Genomic DNA, 24,737 nt, shown 5'->3' with positions numbered 1-24,737 from the left:
CCACAATCGATGCAAATTCCCCCTCTCTTCGATATCGAACAGCTTGCTGGCAGTGTGTCTGCTCAGGTCTGTTGACGTTTCCATTTTGCAAAACGGTTTGGCAGTGCTGTGCACGTGATGCCGGCCGTGCCGGTTTTCCTTGCTCAGTTGTTGGCTGGATTTTTTTTTCAGTCCAAGCTGCTTGCCGGCTTTTTTTTTAAGACAGGTCCGTGCATGTTCTTCAAGGAGAAGGGCAGGCAAAGCGCGCGTTGTCGGGTTTACCTTAATAAGATCGTATACAAGAATAGTAATAGTAGTTAACGCGAGCAACTTCTGTGGATAAGTCCTGATTTATCCTTGTAAACAATCGCTTGGCGTACGGATAAGCGTTGAGTAAGCGTTGTATCTGGCTGGGATGGTTTCTGGACAAAAAAAAGCGGTCTAAAAAATTTTTCGTTTACGCACATATCGTCCCTGTGGATATCCCAATGCTTATCCACAGCTTCCAGCCCCTGTTTTTGCCTGTTTTAGCCACATTGAAACGTTCGCGTGGCTCGCTGGAGTCGCTGACATCAGCACGATTATTGTCGCCCTGGCACGGTACTGGTGGTACTCTGGCTTGCGGCTTGAAAGCGACTTCATGGCCGTGCATGCGTGAACGAACACAGACTCTGGTAAACGGGACGCGGCGGGGAGACACGCCGCGCGACAGCTTGATGGCATACCTGAAGGAGCTTCATTGGAATCGGCAGGCGAATACGACTACATCATCGTGGGCGGCGGCACGGCAGGCTGCGTACTGGCCAACCGGCTCACGCGCGACAAGAACGCCACCGTTTTGCTGGTGGAAGCGGGCGGCAAGGACGACTACGTCTGGATCCACATTCCCGTCGGTTACTTGCATTGCATCGGCAATCCCCGCACGGACTGGCTGTATTCCACCCAGGCGGACGCGGGCCTGGGCGGGCGCAGCCTGATCTATCCACGCGGCAAAGTGCTGGGCGGCAGTTCCTCGATCAACGGCATGATCTATATGCGCGGCCAGGCCGGTGACTATGACCATTGGGCCGACTTGACGGACGACGCTTCCTGGCGCTGGGATAAAGTGCTGCCCTTGTTCAAGCAAAGCGAGGATTATTACGGCGGCGCCTCGGAAAACCATGGCGTGGGCGGCGAATGGCGCGTGGAAAAGCAGCGGCTGTCGTGGGATATCCTGAACGCTTTTCGCGATGCGGCGCAGCAGGTGGGCATTCCGAAAACCAGCGATTTCAACGGCGGCGACAATGGCGGCAGCGCGTATTTCGACGTCAACCAGCGTCGCGGCATCCGCTGGAATACGTCGAAGGCGTTTTTGAAACCGGCCGCGCGCCGGCCCAATCTCACGATCATGACCGGTTGCCACGTGGAACGGTTATTGCTGGAAACGACGGAGACTGGGCCGCGCTGTACGGGCATCGTGTTTACGGGCGGTGGCACGCAGTGGCAGGCGTCAGCCAGACGTGAAACCGTGCTGACGGCGGGCGCCATCGGCTCGCCGCAATTGCTGCAATTGTCCGGCATCGGCCCGGCCGCCCTGCTGCAGGAACATGGCATCGCGCCCGTGCTCGACGCCCCTGGCGTGGGCGGCAATTTGCAAGACCATCTGCAACTGCGCATGGTGTTCAAAGTGCAAGGCGTCAAGACCTTGAACGTCATGGCGAGCAATATGCTGGGCAAGATGCAGATCGGCTTGCAATATGCGCTGTTCCAGAGCGGCCCCATGTCGATGGCGCCGTCGCAGCTGGGGGCGTTCGCCAAGTCCGACCCGCGGCAAGCGACGCCGAATCTGCAATACCATGTGCAGCCGCTGTCGCTCGATAAATTCGGCGAACCGCTGCATGCGTTTCCCGCGTTTACGGCCAGCGTGTGCAATCTGCGGCCCACGTCGCGCGGCAGCGTGCACATCGCCAGTGCCGACAGCTATGCGGCGCCAAAGATCGTTCCCAATTACCTCAGTACGCAGCAGGATCGCGCCGTGGCGGCCGATGCCTTGCGCCTGACGCGCAGCATCGTCGCGGCGCCGGCCCTGAAACAATTTGCGCCGGAAGAATACAAGCCGGGCATCCAGTTCCAGAGCGAGGAAGAGTTGGCGCAGGCTGCCAGCCAGATCGGCACCACCATCTTTCATCCGGTCGGCACCTGCCGCATGGGCCTGGCCAGCGATCCCTTGAGCGTCGTCGACAGCCAGTTGCGCGTGCTGGGCGTGGCCGGCCTGCGCGTCGTCGATGCCTCCATCATGCCCTACATTACTTCTGGTAATACGAACTCGCCGACGGTGATGATCGCTGAAAAAGCGGCGCAAATGATACAGGCCGCCTGGAAATGACCGCGTAACCGCGTGCATTTGCGCCATTCGGGCCAGCCAAAAATCCCCGTAGTTATACTGTATTGTGCGTTAAATTTAAGTTGTGTATTATAAAAATGACTAAGTAGTACAAAAAGTACAACTAGGAGACACGATGTCAAACGTAATCTTGGAAACAAGAAATTTGACCAAGGAATTCAAGGGGTTCACCGCCGTCAGCGATGTGAACCTGAAGGTAGAGCGGGGCCATATCCACGCCTTGATCGGTCCCAACGGCGCCGGCAAGACCACGTGTTTCAACTTGCTCACCAAATTCCTGGTCCCCACATCCGGACAGATCCTGTTCAATGGGAAAGACATCACGGCCGCCAAACCGGCCCAGATCGCCCGCATGGGCGTGATCCGCTCGTTCCAGATTTCCGCCGTCTTTCCCCATTTGTCCGTGCTGCAGAATGTGCGCATCGGCTTGCAGCGCCAGCTCGGCACCTCGTTTCACTTCTGGCAGAGTGAACGTTCCCTGAACCAGCTCAACGACCGCGCCATGGCCTTGCTGGCCGAAGTCGACTTGACGGAGTTTGCCGACACCATCACGGTCGACATGCCGTACGGGCGCAAGCGGGCGCTGGAAATCGCCACCACCCTGGCGATGGAGCCGGAAATGATGCTGCTCGACGAACCGACGCAGGGCATGGGCCACGAAGACGTGCACCGCGTCACGGAACTGATCAAGAAGGTCTCGGCCGGCCGCACCATCCTGATGGTGGAACACAATATGAATGTGGTCTCCGGCATCTGCGACAAGATTTCCGTCCTGCAGCGCGGCGCCATGCTGGCCGAAGGCAGTTACGCGGAAGTGTCGCGCAATCCGCAAGTGATGGAAGCGTACATGGGCACCACCCACGCCGAGCTGGAAGGGGCGCATTGATGACGACACAATCGAATGGCAGCGCAGCCGCGCTGGAAATTGGCCAGCTGCACACCTGGTATGGCGAATCGCACATCCTGCATGACGTGAACTTGAAAGTGGAGCAGGGCGAAGTGGTGACTTTGCTGGGCCGCAACGGCGCCGGCCGCACGACGACCTTGCGCGCGATCATGGGCTTGACGGGCGCGCGCACGGGCTCGATCAAGGTCAACGGCGTCGAAGCGATAGGTTTGGCCACGCACAAAATCGCCCACCTGGGCATCGGTTATTGTCCCGAAGAGCGCGGCATTTTTTCATCGCTGTCGACCGAGGAAAACCTGATGCTGCCGCCCACCCTGGCCAGCGGCGAGAAGGGCATGTCGGTGGACGAAATCTACGCCATGTTTCCCAACCTGCAGGAGCGCCGCCACAGCCAGGGCACGCGCCTGTCGGGCGGTGAACAGCAGATGCTGGCCGTGGCGCGCATCCTGCGCACGGGCGCGCGCCTGCTGCTGCTCGACGAGATATCCGAAGGTCTGGCGCCCGTCATCGTGCAGGGCCTGGCGCGCATGATCACCACCCTGAAGGCGAAGGGATACACCATCGTCATGGTGGAGCAGAATTTCCGGTTTGCCGCGCCGCTGGCGGACCGGTTTTATGTGATGGAGCACGGTCAGATCGTCGAGACTTTCGCTGCATCCGAACTGGAGGCCAAGATGCCGGTATTGACCGAGCTGCTTGGCGTGTAGTCCTGTAATGCCGTATCGTCGTCCCGCAATCGACTGAATAGCAAACAATAATCCCAACGGAGACACCATGAAACGTAACGCTATCGCCATTGCCACCGCCACCCTGTGTACCCTGTCTGCACTGGGCTTTTCCGCCGCCGCGCACGCCCAGGTATCGGGCGACACCATCAAGATCGGCTTTATTTCCGATATGTCCGGCGTGTATTCCGACGTCGACGGCCTCGGCGGCGCGGAAGCCATCAAGATGGCGATCGCCGATGCCGGCGTGGTCATCGCCGGCAAGAAGGTGGAATTCATTTCCGCCGACCATCAGAACAAGGCCGACATCGCCGCCTCGAAGGCGCGTGAGTGGTTCGACCAGCAGGGCGTCGACATGCTGATCGGCGGCACCAATTCCGGCGCCAGCCTGGCCATGGCCAAGGTGGCGGCGGAAAAGAAAAAGATCTTCGTCGCCATCGGCGCCGGCTCCTCGCGCCTGACGAATGAAGAGTGCACGCCGTACACCGTGCATTACGCGTATGACACGGTGGCGCTGGCGCGCGGCACGGGCGGCACCATCGTCAAGCAGGGCGGCAAGAACTGGTATTTCATGACGGCCGACTACGCGTTCGGCCATTCGCTGGAAAAAGACACGGCCGAAGTCGTCAAGGCGGCCGGCGGCAAGGTGCTGGGCAGCGTCAAGCATCCGCTGGGCGCCTCGGACTTCTCCTCGTTCCTGCTGCAGGCGCAAGCGGCCAAGCCGCAAATCCTGGGCCTGGCCAATGCCGGCGGCGACGCCATCAACAGCATCAAGGCGGCCAACGAATTCGGCGTGACGAAAAACGTGAAACTGGCCGGCTTGCTCATCTTTATCAACGACATCCATTCGCTGGGCCTGAACCTGACGCAGGGCATGTACCTGACGGATGGCTGGTACTGGGACTTGAATCCGGAAACGCGGGCCTGGTCGAAACGTTATTTCGACAAGATGAAGAAGGAACCGTCGATGCTGCAGGCGGCCGACTATTCGGCTGCGGCGAACTACCTGAAAGCCGTCAAGGCGCTCGGCACCGACGATACCGAGAAGGTGATGGCCTACCTGAAAAAGACCAAGATCAACGACATGTTCACGAAGAATGGCGAAGTGCGTCCCGATGGCCGCATGGTGCACGACATGTATTTGATGGAAGTCAAGAAACCGTCCGAGTCGAAATACCCATGGGATTACTACAAGGTGGTGGCCACCGTGCCCGGCGCGCAAGCGTACGTGACCAAGGCCGAATCGAAGTGTTCGCTGTGGAAGTAAGGCTGTAGAGCTACTCCAACGGATGGCCCGGCGTGGGCCATCCGTCCTGCACGCTTGTCGCCTGCAGGGTTCGCCTTGCGCCGTCGCGCCGGTCTGCGGCGGCGTGTTTCCCTTGATACCACACCGTCATCCGGCGGTGCTTTTTATACTGTGATGCCATGGAAATTTTCGGCGTTCCTTTACAAGCGATGATGAGCCAGCTGCTGCTGGGCCTCGTCAACGGCTCGTTCTATGCCATGTTGTCCCTCGGTCTGGCCGTCATCTTTGGCTTGCTTAACGTTATTAATTTCTCGCACGGCGCCATGTACATGATGGGCGCCTTCCTGGCCTGGATGGGCCTCAGTTATTTCGACATCAATTACTGGGCCATGCTGGTCATCGCCCCTATCCTCGTCGGCCTGTTCGGCATCCTGATCGAAAAAACCATGCTGCGCTGGCTGTATAAACTCGACCACCTGTATGGCTTGCTGCTGACCTTTGGCATCACCCTGATCATGGAAGGCGTGTTCCGCTCGTTCTATGGCGTCTCGGGCCAGCCGTACGCGGTGCCCGAAGCGCTGGCCGGCGCGACCGACCTGGGCTTCATGATCCTGCCGAACTACCGCGCCTGGGTGGTGGTGGCGTCGCTGTTCGTCTGCCTGGCCACCTGGTTTGTCATCGAGAAAACCAAATTGGGGGCCTACCTGCGGGCCGGCACGGAAAACCCGAAACTGGTGGAAGCGTTCGGCATCAACGTGCCGCTGATGGTGACCCTGACCTTCGGCTTCGGCGTGGCGCTGGCCGGCTTCGCCGGCGTGCTGGCGGCACCGATCATCCAGGTCTCGCCGCTGATGGGTTCGAACCTGATCATCGTCGTCTTTGCCGTAGTGGTGATCGGCGGCATGGGCTCCATCATGGGGTCCATCCTGACAGGCCTGGGCCTGGGCGTGATCGAGGGCCTGACCCGCGTGTTCTATCCGGAGGGCTCGGCCACCGTGGTGTTCGTCGTGATGGTCATCGTGCTGCTGCTGCGTCCCGCCGGCCTGTTCGGCAAAGAGAAGTAATCCTCATCAGTCATGTATTGGAGCAATTACGATGAATAAGAATGTAGGCTACGCCATCGCCTTGCTGCTGGCGTTGGCCGCCCCGTTTTACGGCTATCCCGTCTTCCTGATGAAGTTGCTGTGCTTTGCCTTGTTTGCCTGTGCCTTCAATTTGCTGATCGGCTACACGGGCTTGCTGTCGTTCGGCCACGCCGCCTTCTTTGGCGGCGCCGGCTATGTCACCGGCTACGCGCTGCGCACCTGGGGCTGGCCGACGGAACTGGGTCTGCTGGCCGGTGTCGCCACCGGCGCCGGCCTGGGCCTGATCATGGGCGGCCTGGCGATCCGCCGCCAGGGCATCTATTTCACGATGATCACGCTGGCGCTGGCGCAGATGGTGTACTTCCTCGCCTTGCGCCTGCCGTTCACGGGCGGCGAGGATGGCTTGCAGGGTGTTCCACGTGGAACCTTGTTGGGCATCATCGACCTGGGCAACGACACCGTGCTGTACTACTTCGTGCTGGCCATCTTCATCGCCGGCTTCGCCCTGATCGTGCGCACCATCCACTCGCCGTTCGGGCAAGTCTTAAAGGCGATCAAGGAAAATGAGCCGCGCGCCATCTCGCTCGGCTACGACGTCAACAAGTACAAGCTGATGGCCATCGTGCTGTCCGCTTCGCTGGCGGCGCTAGCCGGCGCCACCAAGACCCTGGTGCTGGGCTTTGAAACCCTGACGGATGTGTACTGGGGCATGTCGGGCCTGGTCGTGCTGATGACCCTGGTGGGCGGCATGGGCACCATGGCCGGTCCCATCCTCGGCGCCGTGCTGATCATCGCGCTGGAAAACAAGCTGGGCGACTTCGGCACCTACCTGGCCACGCACACGGGCGTCGAGTGGTTCGGTACCCTGGGCGAATCGGTGGGCATCGTCACCGGCATCATCTTCGTCATCTGCGTGCTGATGTTCCGGCGCGGCATCGTCGGCGAAGCCATCGCCCGCTTCGACGGCAGGGCGGCCAAGGCCTCGGTCTGATTTTCAAGCAACGCCGGACTGCTCGTCCGGCGTTTTTCATTGTGCGTCCACTGTTACCTCAACGGAGAGAACCACCATGCAAATGACGATCACGCGCGCGGGGAGCGGCCTGTGCACCCTGCTGGCGTTGGCAGCCTGCGGCAGCAACCATGCACCGGAAGAGCTGAACCAGATGCCCGGCTACCTGGGCACCATCACGCGCGCCGACTACGACGGCAAGAGCAATGATCTGCTCACGGCCGGCCTGGGCAAGACGGGGCTGGCGGCGGCCACGCCCGCGTATGCGAACGGGGAGCAGCCGACGCCGCTCGAGCTGCGCCGCAATGCGATACACGCCAACTACCGCGCCGTGCTCGATATCAGCGCCAACAGCGGCTACGGCACCCTGTACGGCCCGAACGTGGACGCGGGCGGCACGGTGGGCACGGGCGAGGGCCTGGTCGCCGGCAGCGAGTACCTCGCCTACGCCGACGACGGCACGGGCAAGAAGAACGTGACGCTGATGGTGCAGGTACCGGCCAGCTTCGATCCCAACCACGCCTGCATCGTCACGGGCACGTCGAGCGGTTCGCGCGGCATCTACGGCGCCATCGGCAGCTCGGGCGAGTGGGGACTGAAAAAAGGTTGCGCCGTCGCGTATGCGGACAAGGGCTCGGGTACGGGCCTGTATGTGTTCGAGGACGACAGCGTCAACTTGCAGAACGGCGTGCGCGCTGGCAGAGTCGCCGCCGGCAAGAACGCCATCTTCGCGCCGGAGCTGAGCGATGCCGACCGGCTGGCCTGGGCTGGCGCCAACCCGAACCGCGTCGCCTTCAAGCATGCGCACTCGCAGCAGAATCCGGAGAAGGACTGGGGCAAGGTCACCCTGCAGGCCATCGAGATGGCCTATTACGTGTTGAACGAGCGCTACGGTGTGCTGGCGCGCGACGGCAGCTCGCGCATCGTGCGCCTGACGCCGAGGAATACCATCACCATCGCCTCGAGCATTTCCAACGGCGCCGGCTCGGCCCTGCTGGCGGCGGAGCAGGATAGCAAAGGACTCATCAGTGGCGTCGCCGCCAGCGAGCCGCAAGTCCAGCCGGCGTCGTCAACCGGCTACAGCGTGCGCCAGGGCGGGGTGCTGGTAAACACGCCGGGACGTTCGCTGTTCGACTACGCCACCTATGCGGCGCTGTATCAGCCATGCATCGCTGCCGTGGCCGGCAACGCGGGACGCTGCACGGCGCTCGTCAGCAAGGGTTTATTGAACGGTGCCGACCTGGCGGCGCAGCAGCAGGATGCGAAGCAGCGCCTGCAGGCGTATGGCTGGCTGGTGGATTCCGATCCCTTGCAGGCGGCGCATGCGGGCACGAACATTCTGGTGGCCGTCACGTATGCGTATGCCTACGGCAAATTCTCCGTGACAGACAAGGTGTGCGGCTTGACGTTTGCGCAGACTGACCTCAACGGTAATCCGGTCGCGTTCACGTCGGCGCAAAAGGCGGCCAGTTTTGCCGCGCAGAACGGCATCCTCGGTAATGTCGTCTATGAAAACAGCGTCGGCGGCGCCAGGGTCTATACGGCGGGCGTTTCGCCGTCGACCACTCTGGCGGACCAGTCGCTCGATGGCTTCCTGTGCTTGCGCAGCCTGGCGACGGGCAGCGATGCCGTTACCGGCGCCACCCTGCAGGGCACGCTGGCAGGACAGAGCGCGCGCGTGCGCGCCGGCATGGCCGAGGTACGGGCGAGCGGCAAGTTGCAGGGCAAGCCGGCCATCATCGTGCATGGCCGCAGCGACACCCTGATCCCCGTCAATCATGCCGCGCGCGCGTATGTGGGCTTGAATGCGGCTGCCGATGGCGCAGCCAGCAAGCTGCGCTATATCGAGGTGACGCACGCGAACCATTTCGATTCCTTCAGCAATGCCTTGCCGACCCTGATCGTGCCGCTGCACGTGTATCTGAACCGGGCGCTCGACGCCATGTATGCGCATCTGGCATCGCAGCAAGCCTTGCCGCCATCGCAGGTGGTGCGCACGGTGACGCGCGCCGATGCGTCGACGCTGATCACGAACGTCAACGTGCCGCCGATCGCGGCCGCTGCGGCGCCTGGCAATGCCATCAATGTGACTGGTACGATGGTGGATATTCCCAACTAGGGCACCTTGCCTGTGGAACAAGCGGCCACGTTTCACGTGGCCGTTTTTTATGCCCAGGCCGCCTCGGGGATCTGTCCCAGGCCCTGGAACACAGGCTGGGAAAACCAGTAGCCTTGCATCAAAGAAATGCCGCAGCTGGCGAGGAAGTCGCGCTCGGCGCGCGTCTCGATGCCTTCGGCCAGCACGCGGATGCCCAGCTCGCGGCACAGGCCGGCAACGGCGCGCACGATGGCCTGGCGCGGCGGCGAGGTGTCGATGTTGCGCACCAGGTCCATGTCGATCTTGACGATGTCGGGCTGGTATTCGGCCAGCAGGTTCAAGCCCGCATAGCCGGCACCAAAATCATCGATGGCCGTCTGGAAGCCGAAGCGCCGGTAGGCGCGGAAAATCTCGACCAGGTGGGGGCGGTCCTGTACCCGTTCGCCTTCCGTTACTTCGAAGATGATCTTGTCGGTCGGGAAGTTGTACAAGGTGGCCGCTTCCAGGGTGCTGCGGATGCAGACGTCGGGACGGTACACGGCGTTGGGCAGGAAATTGATCGATAGAAAGCCTGGCATGCCCAGCCTGGCTGCGCCAGCGACGGCCTTGACGCGGCAGGCCTGGTCGAAGCGGTAGCGGTTTTCGTCGTTGACGTGCGCCAGCACGCTGGCGGCGCTTTCGCCATGCGGGCCGCGCACCAGCGCCTCGTGCGCATAGATGCTGCGCGTGTCCAGGTCGATGATGGGTTGATAGGCATACTCGAACGCAAAACCCAGCGGCGCGCTGTCGTGGCAGCCCGCACAGGTGCCGTGCGGAAAATTGGTCGTGTTGGCGTGAATGCGGATATCGGGAGGCGTCATGGCGGCAGTGTAGCAGGGCGGGCCACGCTAATCCGTCTGCTGCTTCACAGTGCGGCCGCGTAGATGGCGCGCGCGTCGTCGCGCGTGACGGCGCGGGGATTGTTGCCGAGCAGCCGTGTTTGCAGCATGGCGGCGTCGGCCATCCGGTCCAGGTCGCTGGCGTCGATGCCCACCTCGCGCAGCGTGCGCGCGATGCCGGTGGCCAGCGCGATATCGTGCAGGATGTCGATCAGCGTGTTGGCCCGCGCCTCGTCGCTGCCCGTGATGCCGGGTCGGAGCACGGTGGCCAGCTGTGCATACAGGGGCGCCGCGTGCGACAGGTTAAAGCGCAGCACATGCGGCAGCACCAACGCATTCGACAAGCCATGTGGCACGTGGAACAGGCCGCCGATCGGATAGGCGAGGGCGTGCACGGCCGCGACGGGTGCGTTGGAAAACGCCTGGCCGGCCAGCATGGCGCCCAGCAGCATGGCTTGCCGCGCCGGCAAGCTGGCCCCGTCCTGGCAGGCGGCGACGAGGTTGGCCGACAGCAGCGACAACGCCTGCGTGGCGAGCATGTCGGACAGCGGGTTCTTGAGCAGGCGGCTGGTATAGGCTTCGATCGCATGCACCATGGCATCGATGCCCGTGGCGGCCGTCACGGGCGCAGGCAAGCCCAGGGTCAGGCTGGCGTCGAGGATGGCCAGGTCCGCATACAGTTGCGGCGCGACGACGCCCATCTTGGTGGTGGCGCCCGTGGTGACGATGGCGATGTTGGTGACTTCGGAGCCGGTGCCTGCCGTGGTCGGCAACTGCACGAGGGGCAGGCGCTGGCCCTGTACATTGCCGATGCCATACAGCTGCGCCAGGTCCTGGTGGCCAGGCGCCAGCACGGCCACCAGCTTGGCCACGTCGAGCGAGCTGCCGCCGCCGAGGCCGATAATCAGTTCCACGTGAAACATCTGCGCCATCGCCACGCCGGCCAATACGACGGCTTCGGGCGGATCGGCTTGCACCTCGGAAAACACATGCGTCTCGATGCCGGCCGCCTGCAAGCTGTGCAGGGGAAGGGCGGCCTGGCCCGTGCGCAAGAATCCCGCATCGGTGACGAGCAGGGCGCGGCGAACGAGGGGGAAGTGGCGGGCGACATGCGCGCCCAACTGGGCGGCGGCACCCGCCTCGATGATCAGATGGGGCACGGTGCGGAACTGGAAGGCGGACATGCCTGCTCCTGGCAGTAAGGACAGTCGTCAGCTTACTCCGCTTTCCAGCGCCATGTCTGTTTCACGTGGAACCGTTTATACCTGGCAGCAGGCCGGCCTGTCCCAGGCAGACGAGGAGTGACAGGCCGGATACCGCGGCCAGCACGCGGAAGGTGCGGGCATTCTTGCGGTACTCGCGCATGGCGGCATAGGCCAGGCCGATCCCCATCAACATATTCAGGAACAGCAGATTGCTCATTCCCATTCGAGCGCTCCTTTTTTCCACTCATACGCGAGGCCGATGGTCAGCACGGTGAGGAAGGCCATGATGGCCCAGAAGCCGAGCAGCCCCAGTTCCTTCACGTTCGCCGCCCACGGCATGAGGAAGATCACTTCGATATCGAACAGGATGAACAGGATGGCGACCAGGTAGAAACGGATGTCGAACTTCATGCGTGCATCGCCGAACGCTTCGAAGCCGCATTCATATTGCGACAGCTTCTGCGCGTCGGGCTTGTGCGGTCCCAGCACGCGCCCCAGCAGCATGGGCACGATGCCGACCAGGATGCCGACGAGGATGAACAGCAGGACGGGAAAGTAGTTTTCGAGCAGCATGAGATTTCCTATGACGAGAATGAAACGGTGGGCGTGGCGGTGCCGCGCAGACGCGCTTGCGCCTGGCGGCACGCCGGTCAGGTGACTTAATGTGCCGAAGACATCTTCATCAGCACGATGCCGCAGACGATGAGGATGGCGGCGCAGACGCGCATAAAGCTCAGCTGTTCACCGAGCGCCACGATGCCGACGATGAAGGCGCCGATGGCGCCTATGCCGGTCCAGATCGTGTACGCCGTGCCCAGCGGAATGCTGCGCATGGCGAACGACAGCAAGCCGAAGCTGGCGATCATCATGACGAGGGTGATCAGGGAGGGGATGGGTTTGCTGAAGCCGTCGGAGAGCTTCATCGAATATGCCCAGACGACTTCAAAAATACCGGCGATGAATAAGAGTATCCAGACCACGGTGGCTCCTTGTGCAGAGCGGGCCGTCCCGGTGTGTTCCCATGATGGGGGAGGCCGTCCTCCAGAGCATCGTTCTGGCGGTCACGGGCGTGACCACGTTGGCGAACGATGGTGCGATTGTAGCGAAAAACGGGCGCGGCCGCCATCCCTGTCGTGCCTGGTACACGGCAGCCGTGGCCAGCATGTGTGTTTCACGTGGAACAAAAATGCCTGTTGCACAGGGCTTGCTGAGTAAAAATTAAGCAAAAATTGGCCTGTCGAAGGTTGCGCTTGCAAAAAGACTCTATAATCGGAGCTCTCTTCTCGCATTTTACTTGCACTGTTACCTATTTATCATGTTATTTCCTACAGAATTCGACGTCATCGTTGTCGGTGGTGGTCACGCCGGTACCGAGGCGGCCCTCGCTTCCGCCCGCATGGGGCAGAAGACGCTATTGCTCACGCATAATATTGAGACACTGGGCCAGATGTCGTGCAATCCCTCCATCGGTGGCATCGGCAAGGGCCACCTGGTCAAGGAGGTCGATGCCATGGGCGGCGCGATGGCCATCGCCACCGACGAGTCCGGCATCCAGTTCCGCATCCTGAATTCCTCGAAAGGCCCGGCAGTACGCGCCACGCGCGCCCAGGCCGACCGCATTCTCTACAAGGCCGCCATCCGCTCGCGCCTGGAAAACCAGCCGAATCTGTGGCTGTTCCAGCAAGCCGTCGATGACTTGATCGTCGAAGGCGACCGGGTCGTTGGCGCCGTGACGCAGATCGGCCTGAAGTTCCTCGCGCGCGCCGTCGTGCTGACGGCCGGCACCTTCCTCGATGGCAAGATCCACGTGGGCCTGAACAACTACTCGGCTGGCCGCGCCGGCGACCCGCCCGCCATCTCGCTGTCGGCCCGTCTGAAGGAATTGAAACTGCCGCAGGGCCGCCTGAAAACGGGCACGCCGCCGCGCATCGACGGTCGCACGATCGACTTTTCCGTGATGCAGGAACAGCCGGGCGACCTCGATCCCGTGCCCGTCTTCTCGGTGATGGGCAACACGGCCATGCACCCGCGCCAGGTGCCGTGCTGGGTCACGCACACGAATGCGCAGACGCACGACATCATCCGCGCCGGCCTCGACCGCAGCCCCATGTACACGGGCGTCATCGAAGGCGTCGGTCCCCGCTATTGCCCGTCGATCGAAGACAAGATCCACCGTTTCTCGGGCAAGGAATCGCACCAGATCTTCCTCGAGCCGGAAGGCTTGACGACGCACGAGTTCTATCCGAACGGCATCTCGACGAGCCTGCCGTTCGACGTGCAGATCGCCCTCGTGCAATCGATGAAGGGCATGGAAAACGCGCACATCCTGCGTCCCGGCTATGCCATCGAATACGATTATTTCGACCCGCGGGGCCTGAAAGCCTCGCTGGAAACGAAGGCCGTCGCCGGCCTGTTCTTCGCCGGCCAGATCAATGGCACCACGGGTTACGAGGAAGCAGCCGCGCAAGGCATGCTGGCGGGCCTGAATGCGGCCTTGCTGACGCAGGACAAGGACGCCTGGGTACCGGGCCGCTCCGAGGCCTATCTGGGCGTGCTGGTCGACGATCTGATCACGCAGGGCGTGCAGGAACCGTACCGCATGTTCACCAGCCGCGCCGAGTACCGTCTGAGCCTGCGCGAAGACAATGCCGACATGCGCCTGACGGAAATCGGCCGCGCCCTGGGCTGCGTCGGCGACGCCCAGTGGCAGGCCTTCGAGACCAAGCGCGAAGCGGTGGCGCTGGAACTCGAGCGCCTGCGTTCCACATGGGTCAATCCACGCATCCTGGCAGCTGCCGAGTCGGAGCGCATCGTTGGCCAGGCCATCGAGCGCGAATATTCGCTGGCGGACTTGTTGCGCCGGCCGAACGTGGCCTACGACACCCTGATGAGCATGACGGGCGTCGAAGGCCAGGCCCTGGCCGGCCCCGGCGTGGCGGATCCCGCCGTGCGCGAACAGGTGGAAATCCAGCTCAAATATGCGGGCTACATCGAGCGCCAGAGCAAGGAAATCGAGCGCCATGAACACTATGAAAACCTGGCCTTGCCCGAGGGTTTCAATTACCTCGATATCGGTGCGCTGTCGGTCGAAGTGCGGCAAAAACTCGACAAGCAGCGCCCGGAAACCCTGGGCCAGGCATCGCGTATTTCCGGCGTGACGCCGGCGGCGATTTCGCTGCTGCTGGTGCACTTGAAAAAGCGCGGTTTCGGTGCCGCGCAGACCACCACTTTAAAGGACGAGGTTGTTGAATGAAGCAGTTTGACCGGGCCGCACTGGCCCAGATTTTGAATGAAGGCATCGCCGCGCTGGGGCTGGAGCTGAGCGCGGATCAGACGGAAAAACTGCTCGATTACCTGGCCTTGCTGGCCAAATGGAATAGCGTGTACAACCTGACGTCGGTGCGCGATCCCATGCAGATGCTGACCCTGCACGTGCTCGATTCGCTGGCCGCCGTACCGGCGTTCGCGGAGGCGAAAAACGTGCTCGACGTGGGTGCCGGTGGCGGCTTGCCGGGCATGGTATTGGCCATCGCGCGGCCCGATGTGAAGGTGTCGATGATCGACACCGTGCACAAGAAGACGGCATTCTTGACGCAAGTGAAGGCGGAACTGGGCCTGGCCAACGTCACCGTGTACACGAAGCGGGTGGAACAGCTGGAAGTGAAGCGGAAATTCGACGTGATCACCTCGCGCGCCTTCGCCGACCTGTCGGACTTCGTCAACTGGTCGGGCCACGTGCTGGAGGAGGGCGGTCAATTCATCGCCTTGAAGGGCGTGGCGCCGCCAGACGAGCGCGAGCGACTGCCAGCGGAATGGCGAGTTACGGAGCTACGCGCAATCGCGGTGCCAGGGCTAAATGCAGAGCGTCATCTGGTCTTTATGGCAAGAGTTTAAGCGCCGGAAAATTAAACGATATAAATCATATAAATGGTTTATACGGTATAAATCATATAAATCATATAAACCGTATAAACGATTTATATCGTATAAATGAAATAAACAGTATAAATCGTTTCGGTAAAAATGCCGGGGCGCACGATGAAGTTTGCATCTCTTTACAACTAGAAGATACATGGCCAAAATTTTTTGTGTAGCAAATCAAAAGGGTGGTGTTGGTAAAACCACAACAAGTGTCAACCTCTCCGCCGGTCTGGCCAAGTTGAACCAGCGCGTGCTGCTGGTCGACCTCGACCCGCAGGGCAATGCGACCATGGGCGCCGGCATCAACAAGGCCGGCCTGAAGGCGTCCACCTATGAAGTGATGCTGGGCGAGTCCGATGTCAAAACGGCACGCCAGCGTTCGGAAGCGGGGCGCTTCGATGTCTTGCCGTCGAACCGCGAGCTGGCCGGCGCCGAAGTGGAGATGGTCGAACTGGACAACCGCGAACGCCGCCTGAAGGAGGCGCTGGCCGAAGTGGACGACGAATACGACTTCATCCTCGTCGATTGCCCACCGGCATTATCGATGCTGACCCTGAACGGCCTGTGCGCCGCGCATGGCGTGATCATCCCGATGCAGTGCGAGTACTACGCGCTCGAAGGCCTGTCCGATCTGGTCAACACCATCAAGAAGGTGCATGCGAACCTGAACCCGGACTTGAAGATCATCGGCCTGTTGCGCGTGATGTTCGATCCACGCATGACATTATCGCAACAAGTGTCGGCGCAGCTGGAACAGCACTTCGGCGACAAGGTCTTCAATACCATCATCCCGCGCAATGTGCGCCTGGCCGAAGCGCCATCGTACGGCTTGCCCGGCGTGACCTTCGATCCGAGCTCGAAGGGCGCCCAGGCGTATATCGCCTTCGGCGCCGAGATGGTCGAACGCATCAAACATATGTAAACGAGGAGATGGCGCCATACACAAAATGATGTGAGCGCTTACTCTGAAAACACGATTAGGACAGCATGGCTACGAAAAAATTAAAAGGACTGGGTCGCGGACTCGACGCCCTGTTGGGCGGCGGCGGCGACTTCGCCAGTCCGGACACGCATCAACCGTCGAACTTGCCCGTGTCACAAATGCAAGCCGGCAAGTACCAGCCGCGCACGCGCATGGATGAAGGGGCCTTGAATGAACTGGCCGCCTCGATCAAGGCGCAGGGGCTGATGCAGCCCATCCTGGTGCGCCCGATCGGGCAGGACACCCTCAGCGGCGCGATTAGATATGAAATCATCGCCGGTGAACGCCGTTTCCGCGCCTCGCAACTGGCCGGCCTGACGGAAGTGCCGGTGCTGGTGCGCGATGTGGACGACCTGGCCGCGGCTGCCATGGCGCTGATCGAGAATATCCAGCGCGAAGACCTGAACCCGCTGGAAGAGGCGCAGGGCATCCACCGCCTGATCGCCGACTTCAGTTTTACGCATGAGCAAGCGGCCACTGCGCTGGGACGCTCGCGCAGCGCTGTCTCCAACCTGTTGCGCCTGATGAATCTGGCCAGTCCCGTGCAGACCATGCTGATGGCCGGCGACATCGACATGGGCCACGCGCGCGCGCTGCTGGCCGTCGACGCGGCCAGCCAGATCACCCTGGCGAACCAGGTCGTGGCCAAGCGCCTGTCGGTGCGCGAAACGGAAAAGCTGGTGACGCGCACGCTCGAGGAAGCGGCGAATCCGGTCGAGCCGCGGCAGAAGGAGAAGTCCGGCGATATCGCGCGCCTGGAAGAGGAATTGTCCGACGTCCTGGCCACGCCCGTGATTTTTAAAATGGGTAATAAGGGCCGCGGCCAATTGGTGATCGATTTTGCGGACCTGGACGTGCTTGATGGGGTATTGGCCCGCTTGCGTGGTTAAATAGCAAGTTGCAAAGATAGGGGAAATGGCGGCCTGGACAAGTCGTTAACGCTTTCCAGGCGCATCACGTAATTCCTTGATAACACGGCTGGAAGCGGCCCGGCAAGCGACTTTGCCATATAGTGGTGCAAATGGCGGCGAATAGTCGGTAAAGCGTCAGTTTCGCGCAGCAATTGCCCTGCTGCGGTGCAGCAACGTTTGACTCTATAGATCAAAGCCAACTATAATCCCGTGTCTTTGCGTGTGTAGATTTTTCCGGGAACCTGGCAATTGAGTGATTCACAACAAAATATTGCCAAACCTGTCTACAAAGTAGTTGCTTTGCAGCTCGCAATCGCTATCAGTTTTGCCACGGTCACCCTGTTTTTCGGTGGCAGTGTGAGAGGCTGGTCCGCCGCATACGGCGGCGCTATCGCAGTCATCGGTAGCCTGGTGTATGCCATGCTGGTCGTTCGCGGTTCTAGCGACGCCAACAAGGCATTCCGGGCGCATTTGCGCGCAGAAGTGGTGAAAATATTTATCACAGCGGTGCTCTTTATCTTGGCACTGGTGTTGTTTCAGTCGGCCGCCTGGTTATGGCTGATCTTGGGTTTCGCGGTGGCAACCTTAGCATACTGGTTTTCATTGCTCGCTGTTTAATCATTGGTTTTGGGGCCTGTTGTGCTCTGAAACGACAAATCTAAATTCATTATGACCACAGAACACGCTATTGAAGCGGGCCATGCTGCCCCGGCCAACGCCACAGAATACATCAGCCACCATCTGGCTCACCTACGCAATGCCGAAGGCACGATCAATCTGGATACGTTCTGGATTTCGGCCATTCTGGGCTTTGTCTTCCTCGGTGTCTTCTACATGGCTTCGCGTCGTGCCACTGCCGGCGTGCCTGGCAAGTTGCAAAACTTCGTCGAAATGGTCATGGAAATCGTCAATGACACTATTAATGGGGCCTTCCACGCGAAAAGCAAGGTCATCGCGCCGCTGGCCATCACTATTTTTGTCTGGGTCTGGTTGTTGAATGCAATGGACTTCCTGCCGGTTGACCTGTTGCCGAAGATCCTCAGCTGGTTTGGCGTGCATAAGCTGCGCGCCGTGCCGACCGCCGACGTCAACCACACCTTCGCCATGTCGCTGTCGGTCGTGCTGTGCGTGATCGCCTTCTCGATCAAGGCCAAGGGCCTGGGCGGCTGGATCAAGGAACTGTTCACGGCGCCGTTCCATGCGAGCGGCCTGATCGGCACGATCGCCTTGGCACCCGTCAATTTCTTGCTGCAAATGGTTGAGTTGGTTGCAAAACTGATCTCCCTGTCGCTGCGACTGTTCGGCAATATGTATGCCGGCGAACTGATTTTCATCTTGATCGCGTTGTTGCCTTGGTGGGCACAGTGGGCGTTGGGTGGTCCATGGGCAATTTTCCATATCTTGATTGTAACTTTGCAAGCTTTTGTGTTTATGGCGTTGACGGTTGTGTATCTGAGCCTCGCGGTTGAGAAACATTAATCATTAACTTTATATTTTGTTTTTTTAGTATCTTTCGTTTTTAAATTTAGGAGAATTTTATGCAAGCTCTGATCGCACAAGTACAAAGCATGACCGTTCTGGCAGCAGCAATCATCATCGGCCTGGCCGCAATCGGCACCGCTCTGGGCTTCGCTATCTTGGGTGGCAAATTCCTGGAAGCTTCGGCACGTCAACCAGAACTGATGCCACAACTGCAAACCAAACTGTTCGTTATCGCTGGTCTGCTGGATGCTATCTCGATGATCGGCGTTGGTGTTGCTCTGCTGTACACGTTCGCTAACCCGTTCCTGTCCGCTCTGACGGCTGTTGCTCAGTAATTCGCTCCAACCCTAGGAGAAACTTTTAGTTAGGAGCAAAGGTATGGACATCAATATGTCGCTCATCGGCCAGATGATCACCTTCGCGGTGTTGGTCTGGTTCTCGATGAAGTTCGTATTTCCAGCGCTGAACAACGCGCTGGATGAGCGTGCCAAACGAATCGCGGATGGATTGGCTGCTGCCGATCAAGGTCAAGCTTCGATGGCTGTCGCTGAAAAGCGTGCGCAAGAGGCATTGAACAGTGCACGTGAAGAAGCTTCGCAACGCGTTGCGGACGCTGAAAAGCGCGCGCAGCTGGTTGCTGAAGAGATCAAGCAAAATGCACAAGCTGAAGCTGCGCGTATCATTGCGCAAGCCCAGTCGGACGCCGAACAGCAACTGTCGAAAGCACGCGAACAATTGCGCGCTCAGGTGGCTGACCTGGCTGTCAAGGGTGCCGAGCAGATCTTGAAGCGTGAAGTAAACCCAACGGCTCACGCCGAAATGTTGCAGCGTCTTGCTGTCGAGCTGTAATCATGGCAGAACTCGCAACCGTCGCCCGTCCCTACGCGGAAGCTTTGTTCCGCGTAGCCCAAGCTGGTAAGGAGTCAAGCAACCTCGCGGCGTGGTCCGAACTGGTGTCCGAACTGGCACAGATCGGTAGCCACCCCGAGGTACAGGCGTACGCGCGCAATCCGAAAGTTTCGGAAAGCGACGTCGCCGCCACCATCCTGTCGTTGTTGAAATCGCCGCTCAATGAGGAAGTGAAAAACTTCGTCACCATGTTGATCGAAAATGGCCGCATCAGCCTGCTGCCGGAAATCGGCGCGCAATTCCATGCCTTGAAAAATGGCCTGGAAGGTGCGGCTGACGCCGAGATCACGAGCGCTTTCGATCTGAGCGAAGGCCAAACGGCCGAGCTGGTCGCAACGCTGGAAAAGAAATTCAGTCGTAAGCTCAACCCTGCCGTCACAGTGGATCCATCGCTGCTCGGCGGCGTGCGCGTGGTTGTTGGCGACCAAGTGCTCGACACCTCGGTGCGCGCCAAGCTGCAGCAACTGCACGCTGCACTGGTGTCGTAAGACACGCGCTTCGGCAGGCCAGCTAAGACAGACCCTTACCCCTCGCGCAAGCTGAGAGAAACACTTTTAGGAGTTAGTATGCAACTCAACCCATCTGAAATCAGCGAGTTGATCAAGAGCCGGATCCAAGGTCTTGACGGCGGCGCTGAAGTGCGTAATCAAGGCACGGTTATTTCCGTCGCCGACGGTATCTGCCGCATCCACGGTTTGTCGGACGTGATGCAAGGCGAGATGCTGGAATTCCCAGGCAACACGTTTGGCCTGGCCATGAATCTGGAACGCGACTCCGTCGGCTCCGTGATTCTGGGTGCCTACGAGCACATCTCCGAAGGCGACACGGTGAAATGCACCGGCCGCATTCTGGAAGTGCCAGTCGGTCCTGAGCTGCTCGGCCGCGTAGTCAACGCGCTGGGTCAGCCGATCGACGGCAAAGGCGCCATCGAAACCAAACTGACGGCCGCGATTGAAAAAATCGCCCCGGGCGTGATCGCCCGTGAATCCGTGTCGCAACCGATGCAAACCGGCCTGAAGTCGATCGATGCGATGGTTCCAGTTGGCCGCGGCCAGCGCGAACTGATCATCGGCGACCGTCAAACCGGCAAGTCGGCCGTGGCGATTGATGCGATCATCAATCAAAAAGGCCAGGGCATGAAATGTATCTACGTCGCGATTGGCCAAAAAGCCTCGTCGATCAAGAACATCGTGCGCTCGCTGGAACAGCACGGCGCGATGGAATACACCATCGTTGTCGCCGCTTCCGCTTCGGAATCGGCCGCCATGCAATACATCTCGCCGTACTCCGGTTGCGCCATGGGCGAATACTTCCGTGACCGCGGTGAAGATGCACTGATCGTCTACGATGATCTGTCGAAACAAGCTGTTGCATACCGTCAAATCTCGCTGCTGCTGCGCCGTCCACCAGGTCGCGAAGCGTACCCAGGCGACGTGTTCTACCTGCACAGCCGCCTGCTGGAACGCGCAGCACGCGTGAACGCCGACTACGTCGAGAAGTTCACCGACGGCGCCGTCAAAGGCAAGACCGGTTCCCTGACGGCACTGCCGATCATTGAAACGCAAGCTGGCGACGTGTCCGCATTCGTTCCAACCAACGTGATTTCGATTACCGACGGTCAGATCTTCCTGGAAACCTCGCTGTTCAACGCCGGTATCCGTCCTGCAATTAACGCCGGTATTTCCGTATCGCGCGTCGGTGGCGCCGCCCAGACCAAGGTCATCAAAAACCTGTCCGGCGGTATCCGTACCGACTTGGCGCAGTACCGTGAACTGGCCGCGTTTGCGCAGTTCGCTTCGGACCTGGATGAATCGACCCGCAAGCAGCTGGACCGCGGCGCGCGCGTAACGGAATTGCTCAAGCAAGCCCAATACTCGCCACTGTCGATCTCGCTGATGGCCGTATCGCTGTTCTCGGTGAACAAGGGCTTCATGGACGACGTGCCAGTCAAGCAAGTGCTGTCGTTCGAAGCTGGTGTCCACGCTTACATGAAGACCAAGCAAGCTGCTCTGCTGGCCAAGATCGAAGAAACCAAGCAACTCGACAAAGACAGCGAAGCAACTCTGTCGGCGGCCATTGCTGATTTCAAGAAATCCGGCGCATATTAAGCGGCCAGGCGGCGCCCACCTCGAGTGAGGCGCCGCCCTACGCGCAGAAGGAGTAAGGACTCATGGCATCAAGCAAAGAGATACGAGGCAAGATCAAGAGCGTAGAGAATACGAAGAAGATCACCAAGGCGATGGAAATGGTCGCCGCGTCCAAAATGCGCAAGGCGCAAGACCGGATGCGGGCCGCTCGTCCCTACAGTGACAAGATTCGGAATATCGCCGCCAATCTGGCGACCGCCAATCCGGAATACACGCACCCGTTCCTGGCAGCTGCCCAGGGCACGCAAGCGAAGGCAGTAGGTTTCATCGTTGTCACGACCGACAAGGGTCTGTGCGGCGGCATGAACACCAACATCCTGCGCCAGGTGACGTCGAAGTCGCGCGAGCTGGAAGCAGCTGGCAATCGGGTTGAAGCAGTTGCCATCGGTAACAAGGGTTTGGGTTTTTTGAATCGCATCGGCGTCAAGATCGTCGCCTCTGCCATTCAGACCGGTGATACGCCCCACCTGGACAAACTGATCGGACCTGTCAAGGTCATGCTCGAAGAGTTCCAGGCAGGCAAGCTCGACGCAGTGTACCTGTGCTATACCAAATTCATCAACACGATGAAGCAGGAGCCAGTGGTCGAACAGTTGCTGCCATTGACGGCCGACAAGATGGTCGCCGACAAGAGCGCACACTCGTGGGATTACATCTACGAGCCGGATGCGCAAAGCATCATCGACGAATTGCTGGAGCGCTATGTAGAAGCGCTGGTGTACCAGGCAGTCGCGGAGAATCTGGCGTCCGAGCAATCGGCACGGATGGTCGCGATGAAAGCTGCAAGCGACAACGCGGGTAGTGTGATCGGCGAATTGAAGCTGATCTACAACAAGACCCGCCAAGCTGCGATTACCAAAGAACTCTCCGAAATCGTCGCCGGTGCGGCTGCGGTTTAAACGAATTTAACTATATTGAAGGAACGAACATGGCTGATGGCAAAATCGTTCAGTGTATCGGCGCTGTGGTGGACGTTGAGTTTCCCCGCAACGCGATGCCTAAGGTATTTGATGCCTTGAAGATGGCAGGCTCGGAACTGACCCTGGAAGTACAACAGCAGTTGGGCGACGGCATTGTCCGTACCATTGCACTCGGCTCGTCCGATGGCCTGCGTCGCGGCATGATGATTCAAAATACCGGCAAACCTATCATGGTGCCAGTCGGTAAAGCAACCCTGGGTCGCATCATGGACGTGCTGGGCAACCCGATCGACGAATGCGGCCCCGTGTCGCACGAGCAGATCGCGTCGATCCACCGCACCGCTCCTGCATACGACGAACTGTCGCCATCGCAAGAACTGCTGGAAACCGGCATCAAGGTGATCGACCTGGTTTGCCCGTTTGCAAAAGGCGGTAAAGTTGGTCTGTTCGGCGGCGCTGGCGTAGGCAAGACCGTGAACATGATGGAACTGATTAACAACATCGCCAAGGCGCACAGCGGCGTGTCCGTGTTTGCCGGCGTCGGTGAGCGTACCCGTGAAGGTAATGACTTCTACCACGAGATGGCTGACGCGAAAGTGGTCGATCTGGAAAATCCAGAGAACTCCAAAGTCGCGATGGTCTACGGTCAGATGAATGAACCGCCAGGTAACCGTCTGCGCGTTGCGCTGACCGGCCTGACGATCGCTGAATCGTTCCGTGATGAAGGCAAGGACGTGTTGTTCTTCGTCGACAACATCTACCGCTTCACCCTGGCCGGTACCGAAGTTTCGGCACTGCTGGGCCGTATGCCGTCGGCTGTGGGTTACCAACCGACCCTGGCGGAAGAAATGGGCCGTCTGCAAGAGCGTATCACGTCGACCAAGACCGGTTCGATCACCTCGATCCAGGCCGTCTACGTTCCAGCCGATGATTACACCGATCCATCGCCTGCTACCACGTTTGCTCACTTGGATTCGACCGTTGCGCTGTCGCGTGACATCGCTTCCCTGGGTATCTACCCAGCCGTGGACCCACTGGATTCGACCTCGCGTCAGCTCGATCCGTTGATCGTCGGTCAAGAGCACTATGACACCGCGCGTGCCGTGCAAACGACCCTGCAACGCTACAAGGAATTGCGCGACATTATCGCGATTCTGGGCATGGACGAGCTGGCACCGGAAGACAAACTGCTGGTAGCCCGCGCACGTAAGATGCAGCGTTTCCTGTCGCAGCCTTTCCACGTCGCTGAAGTCTTTACCGGCGCGCCTGGTAAATACGTTTCGCTCAAAGACACGATCAAGGGCTTCAAAATGATCGCTTCGGGCGAACTCGATCACCTGCCGGAACAAGCGTTCTACATGGTCGGCACGATCGAAGAAGCAATCGAAAAAGCCAAGAAACTTAACTAAGTTAAGTCTGGGCCTAACCCCGCCCGTTACACGGCGGGGTTCTTCAACCCGATAGGACACACATGGCACACACAATTCACGTTGACGTGGTTTCCGCTGAAGAACTGATTTTTTCAGGCGAAGCAGAATTCGTCGCGTTGCCGGGTGAACAGGGCGAGCTGGGTATCTACCCACGCCACACGCCTTTGATTACCCGCATCCGTCCGGGCGCGGTCCGCATCAAGGTAGTCGGCCAGGCTGAAGAAGAGTTCGTCTTCGTTGCCGGCGGCCTGCTGGAAGTGCAACCGGATACCGTGACCGTCCTGGCCGATACCGCGATCCGCGGTCACGACCTCGACGAAGCGAAAGCGCTGGAAGCGAAGAAGTTGGCGGAAGAAAATATCCACAACAAGGATTCGGGCATCGACTACGCGCAAGCGCAAGCCGAGCTGGCCAGCGCGATTGCGCAGCTGGCAGCGATCCAGAAGCTGCGCAAGATTTAATCGATCTGCGCCGCGCAAGAAAGGCAGCCTCCGGGCTGCCTTTTTTTATGCCCTTTTCT

General features: G+C 59.9%; 25 protein-coding genes. 20 read left to right on the top strand and 5 right to left on the bottom strand.

Annotation, left to right across the window (positions count from 1 at the left end; all coding sequences use genetic code 11):
- Positions 1-718 precede the first annotated feature (718 nt).
- From AC1RDJ_RS10125 to AC1RDJ_RS10095, 7 genes are all read left to right on the top strand, one after another.
- Positions 719-2,344 carry a GMC family oxidoreductase gene (locus tag AC1RDJ_RS10125; RefSeq protein WP_071325923.1) on the top strand — a complete coding sequence of 542 codons (1,626 nt, stop codon included), beginning with the start codon at positions 719-721 and terminating at the stop codon, positions 2,342-2,344.
- A 133-nt stretch (positions 2,345-2,477) separates the two neighbouring features.
- Positions 2,478-3,248: an ABC transporter ATP-binding protein gene (locus tag AC1RDJ_RS10120; RefSeq protein ID WP_071325922.1), complete on the top strand. Its 771-nt coding sequence runs from the start codon at positions 2,478-2,480 to the stop codon at positions 3,246-3,248.
- Positions 3,248-3,976, top strand: coding sequence for an ABC transporter ATP-binding protein (locus AC1RDJ_RS10115; RefSeq protein WP_493027341.1), 729 nt, complete (start codon positions 3,248-3,250; stop codon positions 3,974-3,976). Before AC1RDJ_RS10120 ends, AC1RDJ_RS10115 begins: the two co-directional genes overlap by 1 nt.
- Positions 3,977-4,043: 67 nt before the next feature.
- Positions 4,044-5,261 carry an ABC transporter substrate-binding protein gene (locus tag AC1RDJ_RS10110; RefSeq protein ID WP_071325920.1) on the top strand — a complete coding sequence of 406 codons (1,218 nt, stop codon included), beginning with the start codon at positions 4,044-4,046 and terminating at the stop codon, positions 5,259-5,261.
- 158 nt (positions 5,262-5,419) lie between these two features.
- Positions 5,420-6,304, top strand: a complete 885-nt coding sequence (locus AC1RDJ_RS10105) for a branched-chain amino acid ABC transporter permease (protein WP_071325919.1) — start codon at positions 5,420-5,422, stop codon at positions 6,302-6,304.
- 31 nt (positions 6,305-6,335) lie between these two features.
- Complete coding sequence (locus tag AC1RDJ_RS10100; protein WP_493027340.1) at positions 6,336-7,316, top strand: branched-chain amino acid ABC transporter permease; 981 nt, start codon at positions 6,336-6,338, stop codon at positions 7,314-7,316.
- A 76-nt stretch (positions 7,317-7,392) separates the two neighbouring features.
- Entirely contained in the window at positions 7,393-9,453 is a 2,061-nt protein-coding gene (locus AC1RDJ_RS10095; protein ID WP_493027339.1) for a 3-hydroxybutyrate oligomer hydrolase family protein, read from the top strand.
- A gap of 47 nt (positions 9,454-9,500) precedes the next feature.
- On the opposite strand, the gene AC1RDJ_RS10090 is transcribed toward AC1RDJ_RS10095, so the two are convergent.
- From AC1RDJ_RS10090 to AC1RDJ_RS10070, 5 genes are all read right to left on the bottom strand, one after another.
- Positions 9,501-10,292: an EAL domain-containing protein gene (locus tag AC1RDJ_RS10090; RefSeq protein ID WP_493027338.1), complete on the bottom strand. Its 792-nt coding sequence runs from the start codon at positions 10,290-10,292 to the stop codon at positions 9,501-9,503.
- Between the two features lie 44 nt (positions 10,293-10,336).
- On the bottom strand, positions 10,337-11,494 hold the full coding sequence (locus tag AC1RDJ_RS10085; protein WP_493027337.1) for an iron-containing alcohol dehydrogenase: 1,158 nt from the start codon (positions 11,492-11,494) through the stop codon (positions 10,337-10,339).
- A 61-nt stretch (positions 11,495-11,555) separates the two neighbouring features.
- Positions 11,556-11,738, bottom strand: a complete 183-nt coding sequence (locus AC1RDJ_RS10080; protein ID WP_156894983.1) for a hypothetical protein — start codon at positions 11,736-11,738, stop codon at positions 11,556-11,558.
- Entirely contained in the window at positions 11,729-12,088 is a 360-nt protein-coding gene (locus tag AC1RDJ_RS10075) for an NADH-quinone oxidoreductase subunit A (RefSeq protein ID WP_289887974.1), read from the bottom strand. The genes AC1RDJ_RS10080 and AC1RDJ_RS10075 overlap by 10 nt, the downstream gene beginning before the upstream one ends.
- 86 nt (positions 12,089-12,174) lie before the next feature.
- Positions 12,175-12,495: a DMT family transporter gene (locus tag AC1RDJ_RS10070; RefSeq protein WP_071325913.1), complete on the bottom strand. Its 321-nt coding sequence runs from the start codon at positions 12,493-12,495 to the stop codon at positions 12,175-12,177.
- Between the two features lie 335 nt (positions 12,496-12,830).
- On the opposite strand from AC1RDJ_RS10070, the gene mnmG reads away from it, so the two are divergent.
- The 13 genes from mnmG (at position 12,831) to AC1RDJ_RS10005 (ending at position 24,678) form a co-directional block, all read left to right on the top strand.
- The gene (mnmG, locus tag AC1RDJ_RS10065) at positions 12,831-14,768 is read left to right on the top strand and encodes a tRNA uridine-5-carboxymethylaminomethyl(34) synthesis enzyme MnmG (RefSeq protein ID WP_071325912.1); all 1,938 of its coding nucleotides are present in this window, start codon (positions 12,831-12,833) and stop codon (positions 14,766-14,768) included.
- Positions 14,765-15,409, top strand: coding sequence for a 16S rRNA (guanine(527)-N(7))-methyltransferase RsmG (rsmG, locus tag AC1RDJ_RS10060; protein WP_493027336.1), 645 nt, complete (start codon positions 14,765-14,767; stop codon positions 15,407-15,409). The genes mnmG and rsmG overlap by 4 nt, the downstream gene beginning before the upstream one ends.
- 178 nt (positions 15,410-15,587) lie before the next feature.
- A complete protein-coding gene (locus tag AC1RDJ_RS10055; RefSeq protein ID WP_071325910.1) occupies positions 15,588-16,358 on the top strand; it encodes a ParA family protein in 771 nt (256 codons plus the stop codon).
- Between the two features lie 65 nt (positions 16,359-16,423).
- Positions 16,424-17,308, top strand: coding sequence for a ParB/RepB/Spo0J family partition protein (locus tag AC1RDJ_RS10050; RefSeq protein ID WP_493027335.1), 885 nt, complete (start codon positions 16,424-16,426; stop codon positions 17,306-17,308).
- Between the two features lie 270 nt (positions 17,309-17,578).
- Positions 17,579-17,947 (top strand): ATP synthase subunit I, encoded by a 369-nt coding sequence (locus AC1RDJ_RS10045; protein WP_289887969.1) that lies wholly within the window; start codon positions 17,579-17,581, stop codon positions 17,945-17,947.
- Between the two features lie 51 nt (positions 17,948-17,998).
- The gene (gene atpB / locus AC1RDJ_RS10040) at positions 17,999-18,808 is read left to right on the top strand and encodes a F0F1 ATP synthase subunit A (RefSeq protein WP_071325907.1); all 810 of its coding nucleotides are present in this window, start codon (positions 17,999-18,001) and stop codon (positions 18,806-18,808) included.
- Positions 18,809-18,867: 59 nt separating this feature from the next.
- Positions 18,868-19,146, top strand: coding sequence for a F0F1 ATP synthase subunit C (gene atpE, locus AC1RDJ_RS10035; protein ID WP_034752695.1), 279 nt, complete (start codon positions 18,868-18,870; stop codon positions 19,144-19,146).
- 43 nt (positions 19,147-19,189) lie between these two features.
- Positions 19,190-19,660: a F0F1 ATP synthase subunit B gene (locus AC1RDJ_RS10030; RefSeq protein WP_071325906.1), complete on the top strand. Its 471-nt coding sequence runs from the start codon at positions 19,190-19,192 to the stop codon at positions 19,658-19,660.
- Positions 19,661-19,662: 2 nt separating this feature from the next.
- On the top strand, positions 19,663-20,208 hold the full coding sequence (locus AC1RDJ_RS10025; RefSeq protein WP_034752699.1) for a F0F1 ATP synthase subunit delta: 546 nt from the start codon (positions 19,663-19,665) through the stop codon (positions 20,206-20,208).
- A gap of 78 nt (positions 20,209-20,286) precedes the next feature.
- Positions 20,287-21,828 carry a F0F1 ATP synthase subunit alpha gene (gene atpA / locus AC1RDJ_RS10020; RefSeq protein WP_034752701.1) on the top strand — a complete coding sequence of 514 codons (1,542 nt, stop codon included), beginning with the start codon at positions 20,287-20,289 and terminating at the stop codon, positions 21,826-21,828.
- Positions 21,829-21,890: 62 nt separating this feature from the next.
- Positions 21,891-22,766, top strand: a complete 876-nt coding sequence (gene atpG, locus AC1RDJ_RS10015; RefSeq protein ID WP_071325905.1) for a F0F1 ATP synthase subunit gamma — start codon at positions 21,891-21,893, stop codon at positions 22,764-22,766.
- Positions 22,767-22,795: 29 nt separating this feature from the next.
- Complete coding sequence (gene atpD / locus AC1RDJ_RS10010) at positions 22,796-24,196, top strand: F0F1 ATP synthase subunit beta (protein ID WP_034752705.1); 1,401 nt, start codon at positions 22,796-22,798, stop codon at positions 24,194-24,196.
- Positions 24,197-24,258: 62 nt separating this feature from the next.
- Positions 24,259-24,678 (top strand): F0F1 ATP synthase subunit epsilon, encoded by a 420-nt coding sequence (locus AC1RDJ_RS10005; RefSeq protein ID WP_058050961.1) that lies wholly within the window; start codon positions 24,259-24,261, stop codon positions 24,676-24,678.
- Positions 24,679-24,737 lie beyond the last annotated feature (59 nt).

The organism is Janthinobacterium sp. GW822-FHT07H10, assembly GCF_058798675.1.
This window is presented reverse-complemented; position numbering and strand designations above follow the sequence as displayed.

Excerpts from the sequence above, each read along its gene's own strand:
- AC1RDJ_RS10120 (WP_071325922.1), top strand. The coding sequence starts at position 2,478 with ATGTCAAACGTAATCTTGGAAACAAGAAATTTGACCAAGGAATTCAAG.
- AC1RDJ_RS10115 (WP_493027341.1), top strand. The coding sequence starts at position 3,248 with ATGACGACACAATCGAATGGCAGCGCAGCCGCGCTGGAAATTGGCCAG.
- AC1RDJ_RS10110 (WP_071325920.1), top strand. The coding sequence starts at position 4,044 with ATGAAACGTAACGCTATCGCCATTGCCACCGCCACCCTGTGTACCCTG.
- AC1RDJ_RS10105 (WP_071325919.1), top strand. The coding sequence starts at position 5,420 with ATGGAAATTTTCGGCGTTCCTTTACAAGCGATGATGAGCCAGCTGCTG.
- AC1RDJ_RS10100 (WP_493027340.1), top strand. The coding sequence starts at position 6,336 with ATGAATAAGAATGTAGGCTACGCCATCGCCTTGCTGCTGGCGTTGGCC.
- AC1RDJ_RS10095 (WP_493027339.1), top strand. The coding sequence starts at position 7,393 with ATGCAAATGACGATCACGCGCGCGGGGAGCGGCCTGTGCACCCTGCTG.
- AC1RDJ_RS10090 (WP_493027338.1), bottom strand. The coding sequence starts at position 10,292 with ATGACGCCTCCCGATATCCGCATTCACGCCAACACGACCAATTTTCCG.
- AC1RDJ_RS10085 (WP_493027337.1), bottom strand. The coding sequence starts at position 11,494 with ATGTCCGCCTTCCAGTTCCGCACCGTGCCCCATCTGATCATCGAGGCG.
- AC1RDJ_RS10080 (WP_156894983.1), bottom strand. The coding sequence starts at position 11,738 with ATGGGAATGAGCAATCTGCTGTTCCTGAATATGTTGATGGGGATCGGC.
- AC1RDJ_RS10075 (WP_289887974.1), bottom strand. The coding sequence starts at position 12,088 with ATGCTGCTCGAAAACTACTTTCCCGTCCTGCTGTTCATCCTCGTCGGC.
- mnmG (WP_071325912.1), top strand. The coding sequence starts at position 12,831 with ATGTTATTTCCTACAGAATTCGACGTCATCGTTGTCGGTGGTGGTCAC.
- rsmG (WP_493027336.1), top strand. The coding sequence starts at position 14,765 with ATGAAGCAGTTTGACCGGGCCGCACTGGCCCAGATTTTGAATGAAGGC.
- AC1RDJ_RS10055 (WP_071325910.1), top strand. The coding sequence starts at position 15,588 with ATGGCCAAAATTTTTTGTGTAGCAAATCAAAAGGGTGGTGTTGGTAAA.
- AC1RDJ_RS10050 (WP_493027335.1), top strand. The coding sequence starts at position 16,424 with ATGGCTACGAAAAAATTAAAAGGACTGGGTCGCGGACTCGACGCCCTG.
- atpB (WP_071325907.1), top strand. The coding sequence starts at position 17,999 with ATGACCACAGAACACGCTATTGAAGCGGGCCATGCTGCCCCGGCCAAC.
- atpE (WP_034752695.1), top strand. The coding sequence starts at position 18,868 with ATGCAAGCTCTGATCGCACAAGTACAAAGCATGACCGTTCTGGCAGCA.
- AC1RDJ_RS10030 (WP_071325906.1), top strand. The coding sequence starts at position 19,190 with ATGGACATCAATATGTCGCTCATCGGCCAGATGATCACCTTCGCGGTG.
- AC1RDJ_RS10025 (WP_034752699.1), top strand. The coding sequence starts at position 19,663 with ATGGCAGAACTCGCAACCGTCGCCCGTCCCTACGCGGAAGCTTTGTTC.
- atpA (WP_034752701.1), top strand. The coding sequence starts at position 20,287 with ATGCAACTCAACCCATCTGAAATCAGCGAGTTGATCAAGAGCCGGATC.
- atpG (WP_071325905.1), top strand. The coding sequence starts at position 21,891 with ATGGCATCAAGCAAAGAGATACGAGGCAAGATCAAGAGCGTAGAGAAT.
- atpD (WP_034752705.1), top strand. The coding sequence starts at position 22,796 with ATGGCTGATGGCAAAATCGTTCAGTGTATCGGCGCTGTGGTGGACGTT.
- AC1RDJ_RS10005 (WP_058050961.1), top strand. The coding sequence starts at position 24,259 with ATGGCACACACAATTCACGTTGACGTGGTTTCCGCTGAAGAACTGATT.